Genomic DNA, 25,487 nt, shown 5'->3' with positions numbered 1-25,487 from the left:
CAGTTATGCAGTTAGTTCTTTGTATATAATGTAGATACCCATAATGAGAACAAACCACCCAAAGGCTTTTTTTAATTTCTTTCCGTCGATGAATTTGTTCAGCCAGATTCCAATAAATATTCCGATAATTGAAAGCCCTGTAAAAATGAGCAAGAATGGCCAGTCAATATCCAAATTCTGTACATCGCCTAAAAATCCAATTAGCGATTTAATTGCGATAATGAACAAAGAAGTAGCTACTGCTTTTTTCATTGGCAATTTTGCCAATAACACCAAGGCCGGAATTATCAAAAAACCACCACCGGCACCTACGATACCCGTTATGGCTCCTACGATTATACCTTCGGCAATGATAAGTGGATAGTTGTATGTAATTTCGGCTTCTTCATCGGTTTCTTTGCGCTTATTACGTATCATAGATACTGAAGCAAGTAACATTATAAATGCAAAAAAAAGCATTATGGCCAAGTTCTTTGTGACCATAATATTTCCTATCTGAAATAATTCATCTGGAATTGCAGGAATTAAAAAAGCACGTGTGATATAAACAGCAATAAAGGCTGGAATGGCAAAAATAATGGCCGTTTTGAAATCGACCATTCCTTTAGTTATATTTTTTATAGCTCCTACCAAGGATGTTGTGCCTACTACAAAAAGGGAATAAGCTGTTGCAATTACGGGGTTAAGCGTGAGTGCATAAACTAAAATTGGTACAGTTAAAATTGAACCACCACCACCTATTAAACCTAATACGAGTCCTATAAAAAGTGCTCCGATAAATCCTAAAATTTCTAGAAGTTCCATTTGTATTTTGATTATAAACAAATGTAAGACTAGAATAATTTAAACTATGTAACTGATGTTACAAGACTTCAATAAAACTCCTATGTAATTTGACTAAATGGTTGTTTTCCATTTTTTTTAGGAGCCTTGAAATTACAACTCTACTAGTATGAAGATCATATGCAATTTCTTTATGAGTTGTGTATATATGTTTACTATTTAAAATTTTAACTTTATCAAAAATGTAATTCCCTAAGCGTTCATCCATATTGTTAAATGCTATATTATCGACACTTTCAAGAAGTTCCATCATTCTGTTGTGATAACTTGTAAATACAAAATTGCGCCAAGTACTATATTTACTTGACCATTCTTCCATTTTTTCAATTGGTATCATTAGAAGTTTTGCAGGTGTTTCTGTTACCGCATGTATTTCACTTTTAGTGTTACCCATACAACAAGTCATAGACATTGCACAAGTATCACCTTTCTCTAAATGGTAAAGTAATAGTTCATCGCCGTTAGAGTCTGGTCGCATTATTTTTATACTTCCAGATAGTAACAAAGGCATAGTTTTAATGTATTGACCAGGTCGTATCAAATCTTTACCTTCAGGAACTTCAACAAATGTTGCCACCTGGTTAATTTCGCTTATAAGTTCAGGTTCGAACTGACCACCGTAATATTCTTTAAGTTCTTGAATCATGTTTTACTTGTTTAGCGATAATAGAATTATATTTAAAATAGAAATAAGCCCAAATAGAATTCGATACTGCACCTATCTAGGACATTGTAAATAGCAACGCTTCTACAATACTTAAAAGATGCCCTAACGAGCCAAAATCCAATCCAAATATGAGTGTAAGTACATAGGTGGTAATTGCAATTTCTGTACCATAAGACACATACCTAGATCCCGTATAAAACGTTGGTTCAATACTGTGTTTAAGCCCAAATTTTGGATGCTTAACTGTAACTTTGTTCATATTAGAAAATTTGTAAGAGTTTACTTCTAAAAACTTTCCTTGTCGAGATTGTGGGCACTTTAAATACAAGACGCTATAGATTATCGTTTTTTTTTAAAGGTATTAATATTGTCAACTAAAAAGTGTAACCGATGTTACATAACTTGTTTCTTATTATTAATATCTATTTTATCTCTCAATTCATCACGAAGTTTATTCATATCATTACTTACTTTACTTTCAATAACACGTGCATAAATCTGAGTTGTAGATAGCTTAGTATGTCCTAGTAATTTTGAGACTGTTTCAATCGGCACGCCGTTAGACAAAGTTACCGTCGTCGCAAAGGTGTGTCGAGCGACGTGAAACGTTAGTTTCTTTCTTATGCCAAGCTCTATTGCAATTTCCTTTAAGTATTTGTTTGTTTTTTGGTTTGAATACACTGGTAACAGTAATTCGGAATCCATCATTTTTTCGGCATACCTCGATAGGAGTTTCTCAGGAATTGGCAGAAGCGGAATCTTAACTGGCGTATCTGTTTTCTCACGTNCCGTATAAATCCANTTNCTNCCATCAATACCTCTCACNATATGNTCTTGGCTGAGGTTTTTNACATCTATCCAAGANAANCCTGTGTAACAGGCGAAAATGAAGACATCTCGNGTTTGAGTTAAAGCTGTTCTATGCGANGTNAATTTGATAAGCTCNTGAACTTCAANNTCGTCNANGAATTCGCGCTCCACTTTGGTAAATTTTAANGAAAACTTCGCGAAAGGNTCTTTGNCAACCCATTCNAATTTCTGTGCTAAATTCATTAGCTTTTTTAGTCGCTCGAGGTGTTTCATCACACCATTGTTGCTGGGAGTTGGTCTGTGAGTTTTACTTTTAAATGTGCGCAGGAAATGCTCAAATTCGGTTATGAAGCTATAGTTTATATGCTTAAGAAATACATCGTCAGTTTTCATTTTTGTTTTGAGGAACTTCTTAAGATACTTGGAAGTCGTTTTGTAATTTTTCAAAGTTCCCGGCTTGAGAATTGTTCTCATTTTATCCTCGTGGTAAGTGAGGATGTCTGATAATTTCTTGAATGTATCATCTACTCCTAGATATCTCGCCTTTATAGCTTGTGCGGTTATAACTCGCTGTTCATCTTCCAATTGTTTATGAACTTCAAGAAGACGGCGGTTTACTTGATTGATATAATCGTTGAGTTGTCGAGCATCTGCAGAGTGTCCTTTTACTTTAGATTGCGAGGTATCCCATTTGGTAGCCTCGACTTTACGTTTTAGACTTAAGTAAACTCGTTTTTTATTGACTGTGATACGGACATATAATGGTGCAAGACCATTTTTTTCCTGATTGAGTTTTGGNAGGAAATGCAGTCCTANTGTNGCTTTTGAGCGCATAGCTGTCGTATTAAGTTAAACTTATACGAATGTCAANTCAGTAATTGCTCTTTAGATTAAAGNTAAAAAATTGGTAGCCTTTTTAGTAACATTTTATATGATATTGTATCAAATNCTATGANACCCTAAAAACTACAAAAACCTGTTAATCATACGATTAACAGGTTTTTAATGCCATTTGTAATGGCTTTTAGTCGGGGTGGCAGGATTCGAACCTGCGGCCTCCTCGTCCCAAACGAGGCGCGATAACCGGGCTACGCTACACCCCGAAAAATATGTTGTGTGCCGGTAATTATAAATTTCAGCGGAGAGACAGGGACTCGAACCCTGGCGACCCTTGCAGGTCGACAGATTAGCAATCTGCTCCATTACCACTCTGGCACCTCTCCAATGTTTTTCTAAGAACTTGCGCTTGTTTCATTAAGCGGATGCAAATGTAAGAGATGCTTTCATTCTTACCAAACCTTTTTTTAATTTTTTTTCTGCAAATTTATAATGACCTTAGAATGAACTTTCTACTCAGGATACTCTATTCTTAAATGATAGATATTGTTAAGTTTTCGTTTTAAAACCTTCTTGATNGTCTGTATTTCCTTAAATGTTATATTGGCATTTAAAAATTGGCCTTCATCCATCTGCTTGTTAATTATTTTTTCAACAAAATTATCAATTAACGTACTAGTAGGTTCTTTAAGACTTTTACTTGCTGCCTCTACACTATCACTCATCATTAATATAGCTGTCTCCTTGCTAAATGGTATAGGTCCAGGATAACTAAAATCACTTACATCTGCATCTTCGTTTGTTTTCTTTTCTTGCATGTAAAAGTAATATACAGAGCTTGTACCGTGATGTGTTCTTATAAAATCTATAATACGGTCTGGNAGCTTATTCTTCTTTGCTATCTCAATACCATCTAATACATGATCAATAATAACATTGGCGCTTTCTTGTGGTTCTAAATCGTTATGAGGGTTTACAGATGTGGTTTGGTTTTCTGTAAAATAGGTTGGGTTTTTCATTTTACCTATATCATGATATAACGCTCCTACCCTAACTAACATAGCATTTGCTCCAATTTCATTAGCAGCAGCTTCAGCTAGATTGGCAACATTTAATGAATGGTGAAATGTTCCTGGAGCAGTATTAGACATTTTTTTGAGAAGTTTTGAGTTTGTATCAGACAACTCCAACAAACTCATATCGCTAACCATTCCAAATACTTTTTCAAAAGCATAAATTAAAGGTTGTACAAACAAGGTTGCTAAACCACAAGTAACAAAATACAATATAGTTTCCCAGTTCATAGCTGTTACTGTACCTTCTCTTGTTATAGTAAANGCAAAATATGCCAAGATATATACTAGAGTTATTTGTGCTACAGAGATAAATAAATTAGCTCGTTTATAAAGTTCAGATACTGTAAGTATGGTTACTATTCCTGCTAAAATTTGCAAAAACATATATTCATAACTATTAGGTACTATAAAGCCTAATAATAAAACTGTTATAACATGTGTAAACAAACCTAATCTCGCATCNAAAAATGCTTTTAAGGTTAATGGTAATATACACAAGGGAACTAAGTACACAAATTCTGGGTTATACTTTACAACCAGNGTTGTAAGCAATACCATAACTAAGACATTAAAGAATATAAATGTTATCTGTGTGTTATTCTCAAAAATCTCAATTCTATACTTTTTAATAAATAGAAGTAACATAAGTAAAGCTAGAGATACTAAAATGGTATAACCAAAAATAACCCAATANTAACTAGATTGGCTCCATACTTGAGACTCAAATTCTGCTTTTANGGAGTTTAATATTTTATATTTATCGCCTTCAACAACCTCGCCACGAGCAATAATCCTACTACCTTTGGTTACACTACCACGTGTATAACTTATATCCTGTAGTTTACTCTCAATTTCTTTACGTGTAAGCGTTTCATTAGCAATAACGTTTGGTTTAACTAAATCAAAAAACAGTTCTACAAATTCTGTTTCATATCTAGAGAGATTGGCTCGCTTAACTTTATTTTTAATGTAGGCTCTTAATTCGCTTTGTTTAATAAGACTTCCGTACTCTACTTCAACAGCAGCATTACCTTTTTTTAAGAACACTAAGCGGTCTTCTGCCAAACCGTCTATTTCTTGTAGAATACCTTTTTCATATATATCCTGAAATGTAGTGTTGGTAAATTTTAGAAGTTGATTGCCTTCTGTTCTCTTAATGCTATCATTAAATGTAGTTGAAAACACTTTTGCAATATTATCTGAAACCTCTTCTACAACTTTATTATCATAGTTATAGTACGGTATTTGCTTTTGTCTTATATCCTCTTTTTCTGAAGCTATCTCTTCATCTGTCTTGAGAATAGCAAAATTAAAAGGTGCATACAAGTTTTCATACTGCCAAGGTTTCCCTTTAGTAATCTCATACTTAAATTTNCCTCCTTTTGGAAAGAGATAAACTATGAACACTGTACTCAGTGCCCATAACATAATCTTAAAAAACAATGCCTGATTCTTATACAGGTTGTCTACAAATTTAGCCATAGTCTTATGCTGATACTCAAAAGTAGTAAAATATTGCGCAGTGTACAGAATAGTTTAGATTTCCTTTTAAAATCACTAAATTCGCAACACAAAAAACAAGACATATATTATGAGTAAATCTGTAGTCATTGTAAGTGCAGCAAGAACACCAATTGGAAGCTTTTTAGGAAGCTTATCTNCTGTAACAGCCACTAAACTTGGTAGTGTTGCGATTAAAGGTGCTTTAGATAAAATTAAATTAGATGCTTCAAAAGTTCAGGAAGTATATATGGGTAACGTAGTGCAAGCTGGTGTAGGACAAGCTCCTGCAAGACAGGCTGCATTAGGTGCTGGTATTCCAGAATCTGTACCTTGTACAACGGTTAATAAAGTTTGTGCTAGTGGTATGAAAGCTGTAATAAATGGAGCGCAAGCTATTGCTTTGGGCGATGCAGATATCGTTGTTGCTGGTGGTATGGAAAATATGAGCTTAATACCTCATTATGTACATATGCGTAATGGTCAAAAATTTGGACCTGCAAAAATGGAAGACGGAATGCAAAAAGATGGTTTGGTAGATGCNTACGATCAAAATGCAATGGGAACATGTGCAGATCTTTGTGCTACTGAATATGAATTTTCAAGAGAAGATCAAGATGCTTATGCAATTCAATCTTATAAGCGTTCTGCAAAAGCTTGGAGCGAAGGTAAATTTGCAAATGAANTTGTTCCTGTAGAGGTGCCACAACGTCGTGGAGAACCTGTTGTAGTTAGNGAAGATGAAGAATATAAAAACGTAAGAATGGAGAAAATTCCTTCTTTACGTCCAGCATTTACTAAAGACGGTACTGTTACCGCAGCAAATGCATCTACAATTAATGATGGCGCAGGAGCCGTAGTTTTAATGAGTGCAGAAAAAGCAGAAGAATTAGGCTTAACACCTTTAGCAACTATTAAGAGTTATGCAGATGCAGCGCAAGAGCCTAAGTGGTTTACAACTGCTCCAGCAAAAGCATTACCTAAGGCATTAGATAAAGCAGGAATAACTATTGATGATGTAGATTATTTTGAATTAAATGAAGCATTCTCTGTTGTAGGTCTAGCTAACATGAAGATTTTAGGAATAGATGATACTAAGACCAATGTAAATGGTGGTGCAGTATCATTAGGGCACCCACTAGGATGTTCTGGTGTAAGAATTTTAATCACCCTATTAAGTGTTTTAGAGCAAAACAATGCAAAAATTGGAGCAGCTGGTATTTGTAATGGTGGTGGCGGTGCTTCTGCAATTGTAGTTGAACGTCCTTAATACTTTTTAATGCGTTACGGAATTTGTCCTCTTAGCATTGTACCNGTACGTCTGTTTCCAGAAGATTCAAGCGAGATGGTTACGCAGGCCTTATATGGAGATCACTTCAAAATATTAGAAATGCGTAAATCTTGGAGCAGAATTAGGTTTGGCTATGATAGCTATGAAGGTTGGATAGATAACAAACAGTTGTTTGAAATATCTGAAGAGATGTATANCACTATTAATCTTGCAGACCCTAAATTATCTGCAGATGTAATGGATTATATTACAACATCTCAACAGCTTATATTTCCAATTCCTATTGGTTCNGCNGTNTCCCAATCTGCTTTGTTAGAGCATANTTTTGAGGGNATGACCACAACGCATGAACAAGACAAATCTAAAATAGTAGATANNGCATTTATGTACCTTAATGCACCATACCTTTGGGGTGNCAAAACACCTTNNGGTNTAGATTGTAGCGGTTTTACACAAATGGTATACAAACTTAATGGCTTTAAACTTTTAAGAGACGCATCACAACAAGCAACTCAAGGTGAGCCATTAAGTTTTATTGAAGAATCTGAGCCTGGTGATTTAGCATTTTTTGATAATGCAGAAGGACAAATTACACACGTTGGCATTATGATGAAAGACCATTATATAATACACGCACATGGTAAAGTACGTATAGACCGTATAGACCATTCAGGTATTTATAATGTTGAAAAGAATGAACATACGCATAAACTAAGAGTTATAAAGTCCATTGTTTAATTATAGTCAATTGTAACTTTTTCTCTTTCTCCACAACTTATAAATAGTAGATTACCTACATTTAATCTCTATTTATTAAAATGCAAAAACTTAAAGACGCTAAACTTTATAAAGGTGAACTTGTTTCACTTAACACACCATTGGTAAACCGTTACAACCAATGTTTAAAACTTATTGGTATAGCGCCAACAGCATTAACACAAATATCTGTTGATGGTATTGGCTGGTCTCCAGAAGTAGCTGAAGAAAAAGATAATCTTTATTACTTAAACATTGGAGAAGCAAATACAAATGCAATTATCATCTCACCAGAACAACACCGCAAACCTGTTTATTTTCCGTTTCATAGTTTTGACAAAGATATTATGTACGGCATCTTTGCTGCACATAAAAAAGCAATTACAGATATAACAAGAGATGGTGCTATTTGTGTAGATTTAGATCAATTTATTGATGCCTTTTATCATCCTTTAGATCTTTTAAAATATAAAACTATTTCTACTGGTTTTAGGATTTTAAATGACTTAGACAAAAAGCAAGAAGAACAACTTGAGCTTATAGAGACATTTTATGAAGAAAACAAGTTTATAGATGATCAAATGCACATCAAGTTATTAGCTTCAGCTAGAAAACACGGCGATTTAAGACAAAGAAAACTTAAGCTTGCTCCTTTAACATATCAAACAACTTCATTTTATACTAAAGCATTTGGAGGTGTATTTGTGCTAAGAGACTTTATACAGACCATTCTTATTTTTGAAGATGATAAAAATTATAAAGAAGCTATAAAAGATACAGAACAAGATGTTCTAATTTATAAACTTACAGATGATGAGTTACTCGATAAACTCATAGATCACAGCATAATTACAAGTGATATTGAAGATGAAGCAAAAACAGAACGCTATGCGCGTATTAAAAAGTTTGTGCTTTCAAGATACTTAACACATACAGATCACCCTATAAAAGACATTTTAGAAGATCATATTCTTTTTAAAAGTTACTTACACAAAATTAATGAGTTGGACAGGAACACCGTGCTTTGTGTAGATAAGTTTGTGGCCAAATCTGCATCTGTAACAGAAACCACAAAAGACCAAAAGCAATTTTTTAAAGCTTTGGCAAAACCTCACAGCTCTTTACAAGATGAACACCTTACTTTAATTTGGAAGTTATTATTAAAGATTGCGCCATTAGATATTGTAAACCTTTATTATTTTGAAAAAGAATTGTTTTACGACCATTATAAAAACTGGGATGCTTCATTAAAAGATTGGGCTATAGCCACAATTAAAGAAGACCTTAAAAACCATAGCTTATGACTTTAGAGATTATTGTATTTATTTCTGCTATCTTATTTGGGATTCTTTGGTATTGGAGAGAATCTAGAAGCAACCGTACATTTAGAATGCTAAATAGAATTACACACGCCAAGCATTTACAGATGAAACCAGATAACAGTAAAGGTTTTTTACATCAACAAAACTTTTTACTTCGTCTTGTTTACATTTCACTTTTATTTTTGGCAGCGGCATTGGCTGTAATGGCATTAACTCCAATATCAATTGCGAGTGTGCAATTGTTTGTAGCTTGTATTGTAGGAACTTTAATAGGTAGCTATGTTGCCTCTGCAGTATTATTTGCTAATAAAAAAATTACAGAAAACTCAGATATTGTTGAAGATACCTTAGAAGACACTTTCGACAAAGGAAGAACATTTGTAAATGATTTAAGAGGAGAACACAAACCTACACCACAACCTAAAGAGACAGCAAAACAGGAAGAAGTAACTCCCAAAAAAAGTGCTAGAGAACGCCTTAGAGATAAAGGCTATTTAGATTAAGCATTACTATATGTATTGTTCCAAATTGCTGTATTAAAGTTTTTACCTTTTGCAAAACCATAATATAATACAATAGCTGCAACAGCTTTAAACATAAAGAAAAACAAAAGAATATACTCTTGTAAAGTTTCTTCCTGCTTAGTTAATAATGACATTGGAAATAAATATGTTGCCAAAATGCTTGTTACAACTATTAATACTAAAAGATTTTCAAACGTTTTAAATGGCCACATAGCCATTTTTCTAAAAGGGCTCAAGTCATTTCCCCATTTATGTATTAAATAGTAATAACCATTTCCAATTGGCGCAAACAACAAAGGATCATCTGCATTCTTTAATCTAAAGAGTTTAGATGGTGCCATAATCTTAAAGCCGCTTAGCGCTATATTATGTTCTTTTTCAAGAGTTTTAATTTTCAATATGGCTTCATATGGTACATCGCCTTTAAAATAATTACTGTTTAAAAACCGTAATCTATAATCTACACATATCTTCTTTATCGTGTTAATGTGATAAATATTCTTGGTTAAAAGCAATTCTGGATTAAAATTATTTTGAGAGTTTAATGGTTGCTCTGTAAGCTTATTCAATATTTTATCATCTTCTGCTGTAACATTTTCAAAAATCTCAGAAACTACATAAGATATAAATTCATTCCGGTTATTTCTTTCTTTAACCAGCTGTTTTTCAACATTAACCCTTTTCAACATAACGACATATTTTATTTTAAAATTAAAGAAAAGGCTTCAATTTTGAACAGTATATGAGCAAGTTTTGTGCACTTATAAGACATTTTAACTATTGTTAAATTCTTCACAAACCAATACTTTCAAAAAACCTAGTAAGACATACAGACGTTTATTAGATATATAACAACTAAAAATTAAAATAATGAAAATTTCAAATGTATTAAGTGTAGCAGTACTAATGGCTGCAATGTTTGTAGGAACAACATCTTTTGCTCAAGACAAAATGATGAAAGAAGAAACTAAAATGGTTGGTGGTGCAGCAATGTACCCAAGCAAGAATATTGTAGAGAATGCTGTAAACTCTAAAGATCACACAACTTTAGTTGCTGCTGTAAAAGCTGCAGGTTTGGTTGAGACTTTAGCTAGTGAAGGTCCTTTTACAGTTTTTGCTCCAGTAAATGCAGCTTTTGACAAGTTACCAGAAGGAACTGTTGAAACTTTACTTATGGAAGAAAATAAAGCTCAATTACAAGGTGTTTTAACTTACCACGTTGTAGCTGGTAAAGTAAATGCTAGTGATTTAGTAAAAATGATTAAGAAAGATGGTGGAAAACATACAATGAAAACTGTACAAGGTGGTACTTTAACTGCAATGTTAGATGGTGCTCAAGTTAAAGTAATGGATGCTTCAGGAAATGCAGCAACTGTAACTATTGCAGATGTTAACCAAAGTAATGGTGTAATTCATGTAATAGACACTGTATTATTACCAAGCACAAAATAAAAGACCACATCTTAGCATATAATTAACCCGAAGCTTAGGCTTCGGGTTTTTTTATGCCTTGTAATAAGGTTATTATTCTTTATTTTGCAGTAATGAGAGACCAGAAATTATTAGACTACCTACAATCTTACCTTACGCCAAGACGCCAAGAGCTTTTTAAAAAGGTACTATCGCAACGCACCAATCATTTTACTGTTGCTACAGAAGATGTGTACCAATTACACAATACAAGTGCCGTTATAAGAAGTTGTGATGTATTTGGTGTTCAAAATGTGCATATTATTGAAGAACAAAATGCAAAGAAAATTGACAGGGAAATAGCTATGGGCGCTCAAAAATGGGTAACTATTAACAGGTATCATACCGTACAAGACTCTATTAAATCACTTAAAGGAAAGGGCTATCAAATTGTAGCAACATCTCCTCATATTGAGTCTCATAATTTAAGAGATTTTGATGTTACTAAACCATCTGCTATCTTCTTTGGAACCGAAAAAGATGGTCTAAGTGAAGAGGTATTAAATCAGGCAGATAGCTATATAAAAATACCTATGGTTGGATTTACAGAAAGTTTAAATATTTCAGTATCAGCAGCTATTATACTTCAGCATATCACTAACGAGTTAAAACAGTCTGAAGTTGATTGGAAACTAACAGATGAGGAGTTTTTTGACACACAACTACTTTGGACAAAGAATACCATTAAAAGTTCAGATAAAATTATTGAGAGGTATTATGAAAAGGAAGGTATAAAAAAAGCAGATCTATAAGCCGGATTCTGTACTCCTAAAAGAAGCCCTTATCATTTATCTTGAATTATTGTTGCCAATAATCTCTAGCTGCCTACCCTTCAACATTGGGCGCACAACCCTCAAACGTTGATTTACATGACATTGCACCTTGTAGAGTTTACCTGGTTTCACTACAGCTTAACCTGTACATTCTTTCTGTTGCACTTGTCCTCGTCTTAAAAACGGACGGCTGTTAGCCGCTACAATGTGCTATGGTGTCCGGACTTTCCTCTCTATGAAAATTCATACAGCGATAAGGCGATCTGCTTTAGCTTGCAAATATATATTATTGTATGTTCTTAGGACGTGTAAAGGTATCTCCTACCTCTAAAATCTTAGACTTATTTTCATCGTTTACAGTAAACTTTACAGGCACAGTAACATATCTGTCTAAATTAGGATGTAAACGCTGCACCTCAAAATGTAATTGAGGTTCAGATACCTGTCCTGTTGCACCACTAAGCGCCAAAACGTCTCCTATATTAACATACTGTCCAACTTTTACAAGTACACTCTCGGCTTGCAGGTGTTGGTATTTAGCAAAAGTACCATCATAATGTAATACCTGTACAAAATTAGCATCACTAGCGCAGCTTTCTTCTGGACAACCATTTGTACTATCTTGCTTAATATCTACCACTAAACCACGTCTTGCTACTGTAACCTTAGTACCTGTAGGCATTGCAAAATCTATAGCTTCAATAGTTTTATGGGTGTTACCTTCATCATAAGCTTGTATAACTTTAAAAGCTTTGCCTTCTTCATAGGGCAAGTAATACTTTAAGTTTAAATCGTGTTTTGTATTAAAATTACCTATACTCTCTACCCAAGAATATGTAAAATCTCTATTCTTAATTCTACGTTTAGCTTCCAAGTGCATAATTTTCTTTTCAACACCTGGCCCAATAGTATCTGTAAACTCATATCTATTATCTGTCTTATAACCATAGACATCAAATTTAACTTTATAAGACATTACATAAGGTTTGGTGTTTTTTACAAGAATATCAAAAGCATAACCAGGTATAGGTACTTTCTTAAATAGTAATGATGTAGAGGTCTCTTGTGCTTGAGCAAAAAGAGAAAAACAGATAAAAGCTAAAAGTAGTGTAGTTCTCATTGTGAATAACCTTATAAATAATTGCGATTTGGAAACACAAACTTAGGGTTTCTATTTTTATATTTGCTTATAAGCTTAATTTTATGGAGCATTTTATTGTATCGGCTAGAAAATATAGACCCACAACGTTTGCAGATGTTGTAGGCCAACAAGCGATTACAAATACGCTAGTAAATGCTATTGAAAACAATCATTTAGCACAAGCTTTATTGTTTACAGGACCTCGAGGTGTAGGTAAAACTACTTGCGCAAGGATTTTGGCAAAGAAGATTAATCAAGATGGTACGGATGTAGCAGAAGATGAAGATTTTGCCTTTAATATTTTTGAGTTAGATGCAGCATCTAATAACTCTGTAGATGACATAAGAAACCTTATAGACCAAGTGCGTATACCACCACAAGTTGGTCATTATAAAGTTTATATTATAGATGAGGTACATATGTTATCTCAAGCTGCTTTTAATGCGTTCTTAAAAACATTAGAAGAGCCACCTAAACACGCAATCTTTATTTTAGCAACCACAGAGAAACATAAGATTATACCTACTATTCTTTCACGTTGTCAAATTTTTGATTTTAAACGTATTACTGTTACAGATGCTAAGCAATACCTTGCAAATATTGCAGAGAAAGAAGGTGTAAATGCAGAAGATGATGCATTACATATTATTGCACAAAAAGCAGATGGTGCAATGCGAGATGCACTTTCTATTTATGATAGAGTTGTAAGTTTTAGTGGTAACAACCTTACAAGACAAGCTGTTACAGAAAACTTAAACGTATTAGATTACGATACGTATTTTGAAATGACAGATCATATTTTAAATAATAATATTCCTGAAGCATTAGTTCAGTTTAATACCATACTAAGTAAAGGTTTTGATGGTCATCATTTTATTGCAGGAATGGCCTCTCATTTTAGAGATTTGTTAGTGTGCAAAAATCAAGAAACCATACAATTATTAGAAGTTGGCGACCAAACCAAACAGCGCTATGTTAAACAGTCTCAAGAAGCTTCTAAAGCCTTTTTAATTGAAGGAATTGAGCTCGCCAATTCTTGCGATCTAAAATATAAAACAAGTAGGAACCAACGTTTACTTGTCGAACTTTGTTTAATGCAGCTTGCCTCTATCACTTTTGATGGAGAAAAAAAAAACCGCAATAGTTTCATAATACCTGCAAGTCATTTTGCTAACAGAGAAGCGCCTCCAAAACAAACCTTAGGAAACAGTAAGGTGAAAATTGCTGAAGAGCAAAAAACTATCATACAACAAGAAGAGCATCCTATAGCCTCACAAGCTTCAGAGGTTTCAGAACGCTTGCAACCTACAACTAAAGACACTTCTACTAATACTTTAGAAAAAGAAGATGTAACTACTGGTAATAAAGCCAATAGCGCTCCAAACATAGATCTTGGCGTAGCTCGTAAAAAAACTTCAGCGCTTTCTATGAAAGGCTTAAAGCGCAAAAAAGAAATCTTAGAAAAGAAACAAGAAGCAGATGCCATTGGTAAGGATATGCCTAAGGAAGATTTTACAGAAGAACAGCTGCACGACGTTTGGAAAGCATATATAGATAAGATTAAGACCAAAGGCGGAAAAATAATGGCATCTATCCTAGCTACAGATATTCCAAGAGTAGAAGGAACAAATTTATATATTCAACTTCCCAACGTTACCATGAAAACAGAAGTTGAAAGACACTCCTACCATCTTATGACGTTCTTAAAAAAGGAGCTTCAGAATTATGACATTCAACTTTTTATTGATGTAAATGAAGAAGCTGCCAAAAAGTATGCGTTTACACCAATGGAAAAATACAATAAGCTTAGAGAGAAAAATCCATTAATTGATGAGCTTAGACAAACTTTTGATTTAGATATATAATATGCTTGGTTTAAAACTTCCTACAGATCCTAGATGGGTTAATATTGTTGAAAAGAATATTGAAGACATTTTAACAGATCACGCTTTTTGCGAACAAAAAGCAGCCTCGACCGCCATTAGCTTAATTGTAAGCTTTCCTGAATACACAGATTTAGTACAGGAAATGACTGCTCTAGTAAAAGAAGAAATTAGCCATTTTAAAATGGTTCATGATAAACTTATTGAAAGAGGTTATACACTTGGAAGAGACAGAAGAGACGATTATGTTTTACAGTTATTAAAGTTTTTTCCTAAAGGCGGAAGTCGTACCACACAATTAGTACACAGACTTTTATATGCTGCTTTAATTGAAGCAAGAAGTTGTGAGCGTTTTAGATTACTTTCTGAAACTTTAAAAGATAAAACACTAAGAGAGTTTTACAGAAAACTTATGGTTAGTGAAGCCAATCATTATACAATGTTTCTAAGTTTTGCAAGACAGTATGGCGAAACAAATGAAGTAAATGAGAAGTGGCAATCTTTACTTGATTATGAAGCAGAGATTATGAAAAACCTCAGCAAGTCTGAAACTATACACGGATAACAAAAAAAACGTCTGACAACTAATTGCCAGACGTTTTTTAATATTTTAAAATAGTCTTATAACCTGTACCCTAAAGATACCTGTACGTAGCTATTCTTTATATCTTGATCTACATTAAATTCATTTACATCTTCTGTAATATTAGATAAACCATATACATAGCGTGCTTCAATAAAAAAGTTATCAGAAAGGTTAGCTCCTAAACCACCAGATACAGCATAATTTAAGTTATTAAAGTTATCGTTTTGGTCTTGTTCCCATTCCCAAATTTTTAAACCAACCTGTGGACCTAAATGAATGTTTAGATAATCTGTAACATTATATTTAAGTAGTAACGGTAAATGTATGTAGTTAACTCTAAACTCCTCTTGTTTGCCACCTTGTGCAGAGTATTGCAGCTCTGGTTGAAATGAGAAAGATCTACTAAAAGGAATTTCAACAAAAAATGCTGCTTGAAATCCAACTCTAGCATCTATCTCATCTATTTCTGTAGCATCACTATTTAAACTAGACACATTTATTCCAGCTTTAAATCCAGAAAGTACGCCTGTAACACGTTGTGCGTGGATAGAGAATACAGAAAGCAACGTAAACATTGCCGTTAAAAGGAAAAATCTTTTCATAAGAAAACAAGTTAAAATATTGATTATCTAAGTTATGACTAATTTAATGGTATTATTTAATAAACTTTATAACAATCCCATTTTTCTTCTTAATGTCTATTTATAGGCTAAAGATAAGCATAAATATATTCATTTTAAGATAACATTAACAATTGAGATCTATTCTACTTATGATTGTTTTAAGCGATCATTATAAAGAGATTTCACAATACCATCTGCCAGTCCTATTTTAGGGACAAAAATTTTGCTGCTTCTACTCCATTTCATAGCACTTAAATAAATACGCATAGCTGGTATTACCACATCTGCTCTGTCTGTATTCATGTTAAGTTGTGTAATGCGCTCTTCGTAAGTTAATGAGTTAAGCATTTGATAGTAAGAACTCAAGTAAAAGTAAGATAATGGCTTGCCAATAGTTTTACCGCTATACTTGTACACGTGGTTAATGTTACCTCCAGAACCTATTAACTCAATCTTTGTATAAGGCTTAGTGGTTGTTTTAATCCATTTTTCAACATCTTCCCACATCGAGTTTACCACTGTATCATCTAGCAGTCTTACTGTTCCTAGTTTAAATGATTTTGAAGCAATTGTTTTCCCACTTGCGTAAAAAGTAAACTCTGTACTACCACCACCAACATCTACATACAGGTAATTTTTATCAGACTGTATAAGGTTATGTAAATCTGTAGCTGCAATAATTGCAGCTTCATCATTACCATCTATAATTTCAATATTAATACCGGTTTTTTTAAGAATAGTATTTGCAACTTCTTCACCATTTTTAGCTTCTCTCATTGCAGACGTGGCACAAGCTCTATAAGTTTCGATTTTATGAGAAGTCATGAGCAGCTTAAAGGCCGTCATAGTATCAATCATTCTATCTATATTCTCTTTAGATATTTCGCCACCTAAAAACACATCTGCACCTAATCTAATTGGTACTCTTACCAGACTCCTTTTTTTGAAAATTGGTTCTTTATCTGGTTGCTCTATTATTGTCATCACTAACAATCTTACCGCATTCGAGCCAATATCTATGGCAGCATATGTTCTTATATTTAACACTATATATTTAAGCTTTTATTTTTATTAAGATAATACTCGTAAGTCTTGAACTGACTTCTAATTTTAGGCCCTATTGCTTTTTTATAGGCGTTGTCTTCTTTTGCTGAAAACACGCGTGCTTTTACATTGTCACTCCAACATATATCGAAAGTATCTAACAGCTCTTGTTTAATATCTTCGTCATAAATAGGACAAGAAATCTCGACTCTGTTATCTAAGTTTCTCGACATTAAATCTGCTGAAGAAATATAGATTTTAGAATCACTTCCTTTTCCAAAGATATATAATCTAGGATGTTCTAAAAATTTATCGATAATGCTTATGGCTTCTATATTCTCACTCATACCTTCCACGCCAGGAATTAGACTGTTAATACCTCTAATAATTAACTTTATTTTTACGCCAGCTCTGCTTGCTTCATAAAGCTTATCAATCATTGGGTAATCACAAAGGCTGTTTAGCTTCATTTTTATTTCTGCAGGCTTGCCTAACCTTGCAAGATTTATTTCATTCTGAATTAATTTTAGCAATCCAGACCTTGTATAATGAGGACTTACCAATAAATGTTTATACCTGCTAACCTTGTAGTTTATCTCAAAGAAGTTAAATACTTTATTTACCTCTTTAAGAATTTTTTGATTGGCAGTAAACAATGTATAATCTGTATAAATCCTTGCAGTAGATTCATTAAAATTACCAGTACTTATAAAGCCGTAGCGTTTCATACCATCTTTTTCCTCACGTTCAATCACACAAGCTTTACAGTGCACTTTTAAGCCTGTAACACCAAAAATCAACTTTACACCTTCACGCTGCATTTGCTCGGCATACTTAATGTTTGCAGCTTCATCAAAACGTGCTTGCAATTCAATTTGTACTGTAACTTTTTTACCGTTTTTAACTGCATTAATTAATGAGCTGGCAATATGAGATATCTTAGCCAACCTATATATTGTAATCTTTACAGATCTTACAGTAGGGTCTAAAGCAGCTTCTCTTAAAAATTTAACTGTATATGAAAATGTGTGATATGGTGCATATTGCAGCACATCTTTCTCTGATATCTGTTTTAACAAACTTCCCTGAATATTAAAATTTGCTATAGGTAAAGGTTCTACTTTTTCATACAGATACTTACCACCACTTAAACTAGGAAAACTCATATAGTCTCTCCTATTGTGGTAACGACCACCAGGAATTATACTATCATTATTGTCTATACCCATCATATTCATTAAGAAGGTAAGCGTATCTTTTCCTATCTTCTTATCATACACAAAGCGCACAGGATCTCCTTCTACTCTATCCTTAACACTTAATGATATTTTCTCGATGAAACTTTTACTTAAATCACTATCCATATCCAGCTCTGCATCTCTGGTAATTTTAATCATATGCGCAGTGATACTTTCAAAATTAAAGATGTTAAATATGGTTTGAAGATTCGCCCTAATTAAATCGTCTAGAATTATAATTTGTTGTTTACCATCTTTCTCTGGCATTACAACAAAGCGCTCTATATCTTTAGGGATTTCAATTAGTATATATTTTTTTTCACGCTGTGGTTTTCCTATAATTTTTTTTATGCCCTTAGGTTCTTCAACCTCATTCATAACCATCTTTACAGCTAGGTATGCAGCTGTATCTTTAAGTCTAGGAAGTTCAACCAGATCATTTAATACTATGGTAACTAATGCAGGACTTACTTTTTGTAGAAAGTAATTTTTACACCATAGTTGTTGCTCTTCAGACAAGTTAGTTTCATTTAGGAAAAGAATATTTTCCTCAGCCATTTCCTTCTGAATAGCTTTAAGTATTGTTAAGCTCTCCGTTTGCTGCTCAATAACAATTTTGGTTATTTTCTCTAATAAATCTGAAGCTTTAATACCTCCCAAAATGCTTTTAGCACCTTTGCCCGCTAAATCTATTCGCTTTATTGTAGCGTATCTTACCTTAAAGAATTCGTCTAAGTTATTTGAAAAAATTCCTATAAATCTTAAGCGCTCTATTAAGGGTACTTTTATATCTGCTGCTTCCTGTAAAACTCGAGCATTAAATTGTAACCAGCTTAATTCCCGGTTTACATATTGGTTATCGTGCATCTACTTTAAATGTTTTGGGAATAATGTCTTTATTGTTTGTCCTTCTTTAATTTGTGTCCAACGTTCTACTTTAAAGTCTATAATTACAAGGCCTGTTGTTGGTATATTATCTATATACTCACTGCCTATATCATTAGCTAAAAATGTTAAGGCGTTATTATGGCCAAAAACCATTAACGTATCTATACTTTCTTTACAACCTTTTATAATGTGCTTTAGCTCACGCTCGTCGAAAGTGTAAAGTTTAGGATCTACAATAAATTTATCATCTGGAATCTCTAGCGTTGCCTTAAATATATTAGCTGTGGTGTTTGCTCTTACAGCATCACTAGTTAGTACTAATTCTGGGTTTTTATAACTTTCCTTATAGGCTTTAGAAATAAGTATGCCATCTGTATTGCCTCTAGATTTTAAAGGGCGTTGCCTATCTGGAAGGTTAGTTTCCCAAGATGATTTACCATGTCTTACTAAAATTAGTCTTTTCATAATGCTAAGGTTCTAGGCGTCTATGACTCCACGTGTTATTTGTATTTGTATAAAGGATCCTATCGTGTAACCTATTTGGTCTTCCTTGCCAAAACTCGAACGTTTCTGGTTTTATTAAAAATCCGCCCCAAAAATCTGGTTTGGGAATTGGCTTATCTTCAAACTTAGTTTTAAGTTGCTGTAAGCGTTCTTCTATAACTGTTCTAGATGCCACCATACTACTTTGGTGAGATGCCCAAGCACCTAACTGGCTTCCTCTAGGTCTGCTATTAAAATAGGCTTGAGATTTTTCTTCAGAAACCTTTTCAACAGTTCCTTTAATTATAATTTGTCTTTCCAATGGTGGCCAAAAAAAGGACATACATACCTTTGGGTTGTAAGCAATACTTTCTGCTTTTTCTGATGTATAATTGGTATAAAAAATAAAGCCTTCTTGAGAAAACTCCTTAAGCAAAACCACTCTGGATTTTGGAAATCCATCTTTACCTAGTGTAGACAACGTCATTGCATTAACCTCTAAGATATCTTCACAAGCTTCTGCTGTTTTAAACCAGTCTTCAAACTGTGCCAAAGGTTGGTCTCTTAATGCCGTTTCGACCAAGGTATCTTTCTCGTAGGATTGTCTGTAGTCCTCTATGTTTTTCATATAGGTTAAAGATATTAAGAAATAAGTTTTTAGTTATAAAAACAATGTTACATTTTCGTTTAAAATAGACAATGTAAAACTATATCTACTTCTACATTTCTTAAAATAAAAAACACCTGTAATTTATATTTTACAGGTGTTTTAAAATTTATATTAAAATACAGGTGTTACGCATTAACTGCATACATTTTCTCACGCTGTTCTTTTATGTTCTTATCACTCATATACTCATCAAACGTTAAGTAACGATCTATAACTCCAGAAGGTGTAAGCTCCACTACTCTATTTGCTACGGTTTGTGCAAATTCGTGATCATGTGTTGTAAACATAACCGTTCCCTTAAAGTTCTTTAAAGAGTTATTAAATGCTGTAATAGATTCTAGATCTAAGTGGTTTGTAGGCTCGTCTAGCATTAAAACATTAGCACGCATCATCATCATACGGCTTAACATACATCTCACTTTTTCTCCTCCAGAAAGTACGTTACAGGTTTTAAGTGCTTCTTCTCCACTAAAAATCATTTTACCTAAGAAACCTCTTATGTGTACTTCCTCGCGTTCTTCTTCTGTTTTAGCCCATTGTCTCAACCAATCTACTAATGTAAGGTCGCTTTCAAAATACTGTGAATTATCTAATGGTAAGTATGATTGGTTAGTAGTGATACCCCATTCAACTTTGCCAGATTCTGCTTCTTGATGTCCATTTAGTATTTGATAAAATGCTGTAGTCGCTCTAGAGTCTCTAGAAAAGACAACCACTTTATCTCCTTTAGCCAGATTTAAGTTAATATTCTTAAACAACAACTCTCCATCTATTGAAGATGATAAGTTTTCTACGTTAAGAATTTGGTCTCCAGCTTCTCTCTCGCGCTCAAAAATTATTGCAGGATAACGACGGCTTGATGGCTTAATCTCCCCAATATTTAGCTTATCAATCATCTTCTTACGAGATGTTGCCTGTTTGCTCTTTGCTACGTTGGCGCTAAATCGTCTTATAAATTCTTCTAATTCTTTCTTCTTTTCTTCTGCCTTCTTATTTTGTTGCGAGCGTTGTCTTGCTGCTAACTGTGAAGACTCATACCAGAAGGTATAGTTACCACTGAAATGATTAATTTTTCCGAAATCTATATCACTAATATGCGTACATACAGCGTCTAAAAAGTGACGGTCGTGAGATACTACGATTACGGTATTTTCAAAATTTGCTAAGAAATGCTCTAACCAAGATATAGTTTCATAATCCAGGTCGTTGGTAGGCTCATCCATAATAAGTACATCTGGAGATCCAAAAAGTGCTTGAGCTAAAAGAATTCTTACTTTTAGTTTACCATCTATATCTGCCATTTTTGTATAATGCAAAGCAGGCTCTATCCCTAAGTTAGATAATAATGCCGCAGCATCACTATCTGCATTCCAACCATTCATTTCTTCAAAATCTACTTGAAGTTCTCCTACGCGTTCTGCATCAGCATCTCCAAAATCTTCTTTTGCATAAATGCTGTCCATCTCTTTCTTAATAGCATACAATGGTTTATTACCCATTATAACAGCTTCTAATACTGGATACTCATCATATAATGTATGGTCTTGCTCTAAAACAGACATACGTTTTCCTGCCTCTAAAGACACTTGGCCAGAAGTAGGCTCAGACTTGCCCGAAATAATTTTTAAGAAGGTAGACTTTCCAGCACCATTTGCGCCAATAATACCATAGCAATTGCCTTGTGTAAACGTTGTGTTAACCTCATCAAAAAGGACACGCTTACCAAACTGTACAGATAAATTTGAAACTGTTAGCATAAACTGTTTAATTTTTCGGCAAAAGTAGTCATATTAAAGAGATTAATAAAAGATTAACGATTACAGATTTCCATTTAACTACTGATTAACAATGTAGAATTTGAAGTAGCATTACATTTACCACAACAAATTTACAAAGTGAGGTCAACATTACTAGTTCTATTTTTATTTACGCTTCTTTTAAATTCTTGCAAATCAGAGAATACTAAAGCATATGCTATTTTTAGTGGTCAAATCGTAAATCCTACAGCTACCAATATATACCTAAAGAAATTNGGAAAGGTTGTAGACTCTTCCAAAGTAGACGATTTTAATAGGTTTTCTTTTAAAATTAATAATCCTGACNATGGNTTATATGAGTTTTCTTANAANAAGGAAAGCCAACTAATTTATATTGAAGAAAATGATAGCATCCTACTCCATATAAATACATTTAATTTTGACGAGTCAATAGCTTTTAGCGGTGAAGGTTACAAGAAAAATAACTTTATTACCAGTTTGTATTTACAAAATGAATTGGCTGAAGATTTCTTAGTTAGAAACAGTGCTTTAAAACCACATCTTGTCTCTGCTAAAATTGAAGATCAACTTAATCAAAATTTAGCGCAGATTGAAAAAATCGCTTCACAGGTAAACTTATCNAAAGACTATTTAAAGTTTGCTAAGAAAGCAGCACATCTTCAATATTATGATCTTAAAGAACGTTTTTACTTTTTCATCTCTAAGTACTACCCAGAAAAAAGAAAGCTCTTTACTAAAGAGTATTTTAGCTATAGAGAAGATTTAGAATTTAATGATGAAGAGTTTCNATATTACTATACCAACATTAGACTTTTAGACAACTACCTAAAAAACAAGGTTTTTGATATTTGTATAAAAGAACATACAGANGTTTTAGATTGTACTAAAAACAATGATTTTAATAATATANNGCTTAAAGCCAACTTACTAGATTCNATNACANATTTACCTGTTCTTAAAGACAGATTTTACAATAGGTTTGGAAAACAAGGTGTTTTATTAAGTAATGATACNATAACATCTCAAAAAACCATAAAATTATTAAGTAACTTAGGGTATAATAAAGATGGTATACAAGAACTTAAAAANCTNTTATATCTTCAAAAATTATTTTTGCCTGGAAGNAATATGGCTTCAGTAAGAATTGTAGATGTAGATAAAAACACATCTACTTTAAAGGAANTTATTAATAAGCCAACAATATTACACAGTTGGAATATCGATTCTTATTTGCACCACAGTACTAATCACAAGAAAATACGCAATCTTAGTATAAAATATCCTGAAGTAGATTTTATAGGTATTACAACAGATTATGCAAATTTCTCTGAAGACCCAACGTCTGTAAATCCTTGGATTAAGACTATTGAAGAGCATAACTATAATCCAGAAAAGGAATACCATATATTAACATCTCCGGTAGCTTCTAAACTGCTAAANAACTATACCAATAAAGTTATTTTTGTAGATAAACAAGGTACAATTGTCATTGGTGCAACACTCTTAAATGACTCTGATTTTGAGCAAATCATCCTGGAATTTCTTAACCAGTAACAAGATCTTCAATTAACATATTTTAACAGTTTTTAACAAAAGTTTGTATATAATCACGTTAACTTGCATAGTTTATAAAACTTCACCTAATCTTAGAGGTTAAATATGATTAAGAATCTTACTTACGCCCTACTTATTTTAACTGCTTTAGTTAGTTNTCAAAATTCTTCTAAGGATTCTAAGATTGGCAAAACAGATGCTTTTTTAGGAGGACAAATTATTAATCCCAAGGTTAACCACGTTGTACTTCTTAAAAACAATGCTTTAATNGATACTATTTATTTAGATGACAAAGGACGATTTGAATATATAGTTAAAAACGTTAAACCAGACATTTATAACTTTAAGCATTTTACCGAGCAACAACTTGTTTATTTAGAACCTAAAGACAGTATATTAATACGCTTAAATACTTACGAATTCGATGAGTCTATTTCCTTTTCTGGCAAAGGCNATAAGAAGAATAATTNTTTGATAGATATCTTTTTAATCAATGAAAAAAGTGACTCTAAACTTATATCAGAATTAGAAGTTGGTCCTAAAGTATTTGAACAACATATTAAAGAAGATTGGGAATCTCAAAAACTAAAAACTAAGAAATTACTCAGCAAAAGAGGNTANTCTAATGAGTTTAAATATTTAGCAAGACAAGTAGTAAATTANAACNATTACGANATTAAAGAGCGCTACTTTAATTTTATAACTAAGGTTAAACCAGAGTTATTAGANCAATTTAGTGACACCTATTTTGAATATCGTNANGACGTTAATTTTAATGACGCTCCTTTAAAATCAGATTTCTCTTACTTAAGATTTATTAATAGCTACATAACTAACGCCTACATAAAAAAATGTAAGCAAACTTCTAATGATTGCCAAAACCTCTCTACTCTCGAAAGCTATATTGAAAGAATTAAAATNACAGACTCACTCATTACCTTACNNAGTCTAAAATCCAGATACCTTCAAAATTTTGCAACCTCTAGCATTATAACTGCCAAAAGTGTAGAGGAAATTGATGACATATACAGATTGGTATCTGAGCTTTTACCAAATGAAAAGCAAGCAGAGAAAATTGAAGACTTGGCAAATATGCAAAGAAGCTATCTTTCCAGAAGCACAATTGCACAACGTATTTTAATATCTGCTAATACAAAAGATAGTGTTACTTTAGGCAATGTAGTAACTAAGCCTACAATTATAATGACGTGGACTGGCACCAATGCAGATAATTATAGAGCTTACCATAATAAGATGTATGATCTTCAAAAGATGTATCCAGACCTTAATTTTATAGCAATTAATATAGATAAAGAACCTAAAGGTGAGTGGTTAGATATTATTGAAGATTTTGAATACAATACTGCAAAAGAATATAAATTAGCCTCTTTTAAGGAAAGCCAAAGTACTTTAATTAAACTTTCAAGAAGAATATTGTTTTTAGATAAAAATAGTCGAGTTTTACAGAGAAGCATCCACTTTTTAGAACCTGAATTTACAGATGCTATTGACCGATTTATTATTTTAAACAATCAAGCTCAAAAAGATGAAGTTAAAACACCACAGCCTGCTATTTAGCATATTCTTGTGTTTAATTTCTTGTAAAAACGAGGTTTTAAAAGTAAAGGACACACCATCTGCCTATATTATAGGAGAAATTGCTAATCCACACAACAACTATATTACCATTTTACAAACAAATGGTAATGCAGATACTATATTTTTAGATG

Annotated in this window: 20 protein-coding genes, 2 tRNA genes, 1 other RNA gene and 1 pseudogene; 8 read left to right on the top strand and 16 right to left on the bottom strand. The window is 33.0% G+C overall.

The annotated features are described in order from the left end of the window. Positions 1–3 precede the first annotated feature (3 nt). The 7 genes from CL818_RS03350 to CL818_RS03320 form a co-directional block, all read right to left on the bottom strand. On the bottom strand, positions 4–804 hold the full coding sequence (locus CL818_RS03350; RefSeq protein ID WP_013188105.1) for a sulfite exporter TauE/SafE family protein: 801 nt from the start codon (positions 802–804) through the stop codon (positions 4–6). Positions 805–862: 58 nt separating this feature from the next. Then, positions 863–1,489: a Crp/Fnr family transcriptional regulator gene (locus tag CL818_RS03345; RefSeq protein ID WP_013188106.1), complete on the bottom strand. Its 627-nt coding sequence runs from the start codon at positions 1,487–1,489 to the stop codon at positions 863–865. 76 nt (positions 1,490–1,565) lie between these two features. Next, positions 1,566–1,769 (bottom strand): hypothetical protein, encoded by a 204-nt coding sequence (locus tag CL818_RS03340; RefSeq protein ID WP_238524712.1) that lies wholly within the window; start codon positions 1,767–1,769, stop codon positions 1,566–1,568. 134 nt (positions 1,770–1,903) lie between these two features. Next, positions 1,904–3,154 carry a site-specific integrase gene (locus CL818_RS03335; RefSeq protein ID WP_286971509.1) on the bottom strand — a complete coding sequence of 417 codons (1,251 nt, stop codon included), beginning with the start codon at positions 3,152–3,154 and terminating at the stop codon, positions 1,904–1,906. 194 nt (positions 3,155–3,348) lie between these two features. Beyond that, positions 3,349–3,423 (bottom strand) — tRNA-Pro (locus CL818_RS03330). A 36-nt stretch (positions 3,424–3,459) separates the two neighbouring features. Then, positions 3,460–3,543: transfer RNA gene (locus CL818_RS03325), tRNA-Ser, on the bottom strand. A 126-nt stretch (positions 3,544–3,669) separates the two neighbouring features. Next, positions 3,670–5,715 carry an HD family phosphohydrolase gene (locus CL818_RS03320; protein ID WP_286971507.1) on the bottom strand — a complete coding sequence of 682 codons (2,046 nt, stop codon included), beginning with the start codon at positions 5,713–5,715 and terminating at the stop codon, positions 3,670–3,672. A 109-nt stretch (positions 5,716–5,824) separates the two neighbouring features. Between CL818_RS03320 and CL818_RS03315 the strand changes: the two genes are divergently transcribed. The 4 genes from CL818_RS03315 (at position 5,825) to CL818_RS03300 (ending at position 9,605) form a co-directional block, all read left to right on the top strand. Continuing rightward, the gene (locus tag CL818_RS03315; RefSeq protein WP_286971506.1) at positions 5,825–7,003 is read left to right on the top strand and encodes an acetyl-CoA C-acyltransferase; all 1,179 of its coding nucleotides are present in this window, start codon (positions 5,825–5,827) and stop codon (positions 7,001–7,003) included. A 9-nt stretch (positions 7,004–7,012) separates the two neighbouring features. Continuing rightward, positions 7,013–7,762, top strand: a complete 750-nt coding sequence (locus tag CL818_RS03310) for a C40 family peptidase (protein ID WP_286971504.1) — start codon at positions 7,013–7,015, stop codon at positions 7,760–7,762. A gap of 80 nt (positions 7,763–7,842) precedes the next feature. Further along, positions 7,843–9,084 carry a DUF6638 family protein gene (locus CL818_RS03305; RefSeq protein WP_272973901.1) on the top strand — a complete coding sequence of 414 codons (1,242 nt, stop codon included), beginning with the start codon at positions 7,843–7,845 and terminating at the stop codon, positions 9,082–9,084. Then, positions 9,081–9,605, top strand: coding sequence for a hypothetical protein (locus CL818_RS03300; protein WP_272973902.1), 525 nt, complete (start codon positions 9,081–9,083; stop codon positions 9,603–9,605). Before CL818_RS03305 ends, CL818_RS03300 begins: the two co-directional genes overlap by 4 nt. Here CL818_RS03300 and CL818_RS03295 read toward each other — a convergent pair. Then, positions 9,602–10,315, bottom strand: coding sequence for a hypothetical protein (locus CL818_RS03295; protein ID WP_272973903.1), 714 nt, complete (start codon positions 10,313–10,315; stop codon positions 9,602–9,604). The two genes, CL818_RS03300 and CL818_RS03295, sit on opposite strands and share 4 nt — an antisense overlap. 181 nt (positions 10,316–10,496) lie before the next feature. On the opposite strand from CL818_RS03295, the gene CL818_RS03290 reads away from it, so the two are divergent. Together CL818_RS03290 and CL818_RS03285 are read left to right on the top strand one after the other, a co-directional pair. Then, positions 10,497–11,078, top strand: a complete 582-nt coding sequence (locus CL818_RS03290) for a fasciclin domain-containing protein (RefSeq protein ID WP_013188115.1) — start codon at positions 10,497–10,499, stop codon at positions 11,076–11,078. Positions 11,079–11,131: 53 nt separating this feature from the next. Continuing rightward, positions 11,132–11,671 (top strand): annotated as a pseudogene (locus tag CL818_RS03285) (TrmH family RNA methyltransferase); the annotation flags it as partial. Between the two features lie 158 nt (positions 11,672–11,829). Here CL818_RS03285 and rnpB read toward each other — a convergent pair. Together rnpB and CL818_RS03275 are read right to left on the bottom strand one after the other, a co-directional pair. Then, an RNA gene (gene rnpB / locus CL818_RS03280) (RNase P RNA component class A) lies at positions 11,830–12,139 on the bottom strand. A gap of 16 nt (positions 12,140–12,155) precedes the next feature. Beyond that, positions 12,156–12,989: a M23 family metallopeptidase gene (locus CL818_RS03275; protein ID WP_286971500.1), complete on the bottom strand. Its 834-nt coding sequence runs from the start codon at positions 12,987–12,989 to the stop codon at positions 12,156–12,158. An 83-nt stretch (positions 12,990–13,072) separates the two neighbouring features. Between CL818_RS03275 and CL818_RS03270 the strand changes: the two genes are divergently transcribed. Further along, complete coding sequence (locus CL818_RS03270; RefSeq protein ID WP_272973905.1) at positions 13,073–14,875, top strand: DNA polymerase III subunit gamma/tau; 1,803 nt, start codon at positions 13,073–13,075, stop codon at positions 14,873–14,875. A gap of 1 nt (position 14,876) precedes the next feature. Beyond that, positions 14,877–15,458, top strand: a complete 582-nt coding sequence (locus tag CL818_RS03265) for a MiaE family protein (protein WP_272973906.1) — start codon at positions 14,877–14,879, stop codon at positions 15,456–15,458. Between the two features lie 56 nt (positions 15,459–15,514). Here the strand turns inward: CL818_RS03265 and CL818_RS03260 are convergent, their stop codons facing one another. The 6 genes from CL818_RS03260 to CL818_RS03235 all read right to left on the bottom strand — a co-directional run bounded on the left by CL818_RS03260 (position 15,515) and on the right by CL818_RS03235 (position 22,182). Beyond that, complete coding sequence (locus CL818_RS03260) at positions 15,515–16,081, bottom strand: porin family protein (RefSeq protein WP_272973907.1); 567 nt, start codon at positions 16,079–16,081, stop codon at positions 15,515–15,517. A 168-nt stretch (positions 16,082–16,249) separates the two neighbouring features. Continuing rightward, positions 16,250–17,149, bottom strand: a complete 900-nt coding sequence (locus CL818_RS03255) for a Ppx/GppA phosphatase family protein (RefSeq protein WP_041241015.1) — start codon at positions 17,147–17,149, stop codon at positions 16,250–16,252. Next, positions 17,149–19,251, bottom strand: coding sequence for a polyphosphate kinase 1 (ppk1, locus tag CL818_RS03250; RefSeq protein ID WP_219360100.1), 2,103 nt, complete (start codon positions 19,249–19,251; stop codon positions 17,149–17,151). Before ppk1 ends, CL818_RS03255 begins: the two co-directional genes overlap by 1 nt. Continuing rightward, positions 19,252–19,737, bottom strand: coding sequence for a SixA phosphatase family protein (locus CL818_RS03245; RefSeq protein ID WP_013188123.1), 486 nt, complete (start codon positions 19,735–19,737; stop codon positions 19,252–19,254). It abuts the gene before it with no gap. 4 nt (positions 19,738–19,741) lie between these two features. Continuing rightward, positions 19,742–20,383: a pyridoxamine 5'-phosphate oxidase gene (gene pdxH / locus CL818_RS03240; RefSeq protein WP_219360098.1), complete on the bottom strand. Its 642-nt coding sequence runs from the start codon at positions 20,381–20,383 to the stop codon at positions 19,742–19,744. A 167-nt stretch (positions 20,384–20,550) separates the two neighbouring features. After that, a complete protein-coding gene (locus CL818_RS03235) occupies positions 20,551–22,182 on the bottom strand; it encodes an ABC-F family ATP-binding cassette domain-containing protein (protein WP_013188125.1) in 1,632 nt (543 codons plus the stop codon). Positions 22,183–25,487: the final 3,305 nt, after the last annotated feature.

Source organism: Croceibacter sp., assembly GCF_002716225.1.
Classification (GTDB): domain Bacteria; phylum Bacteroidota; class Bacteroidia; order Flavobacteriales; family Flavobacteriaceae; genus Croceibacter; species Croceibacter atlanticus.
Note: the sequence above shows the minus strand (reverse complement) of the source record. Positions and strands in the feature narration are given on the sequence as shown.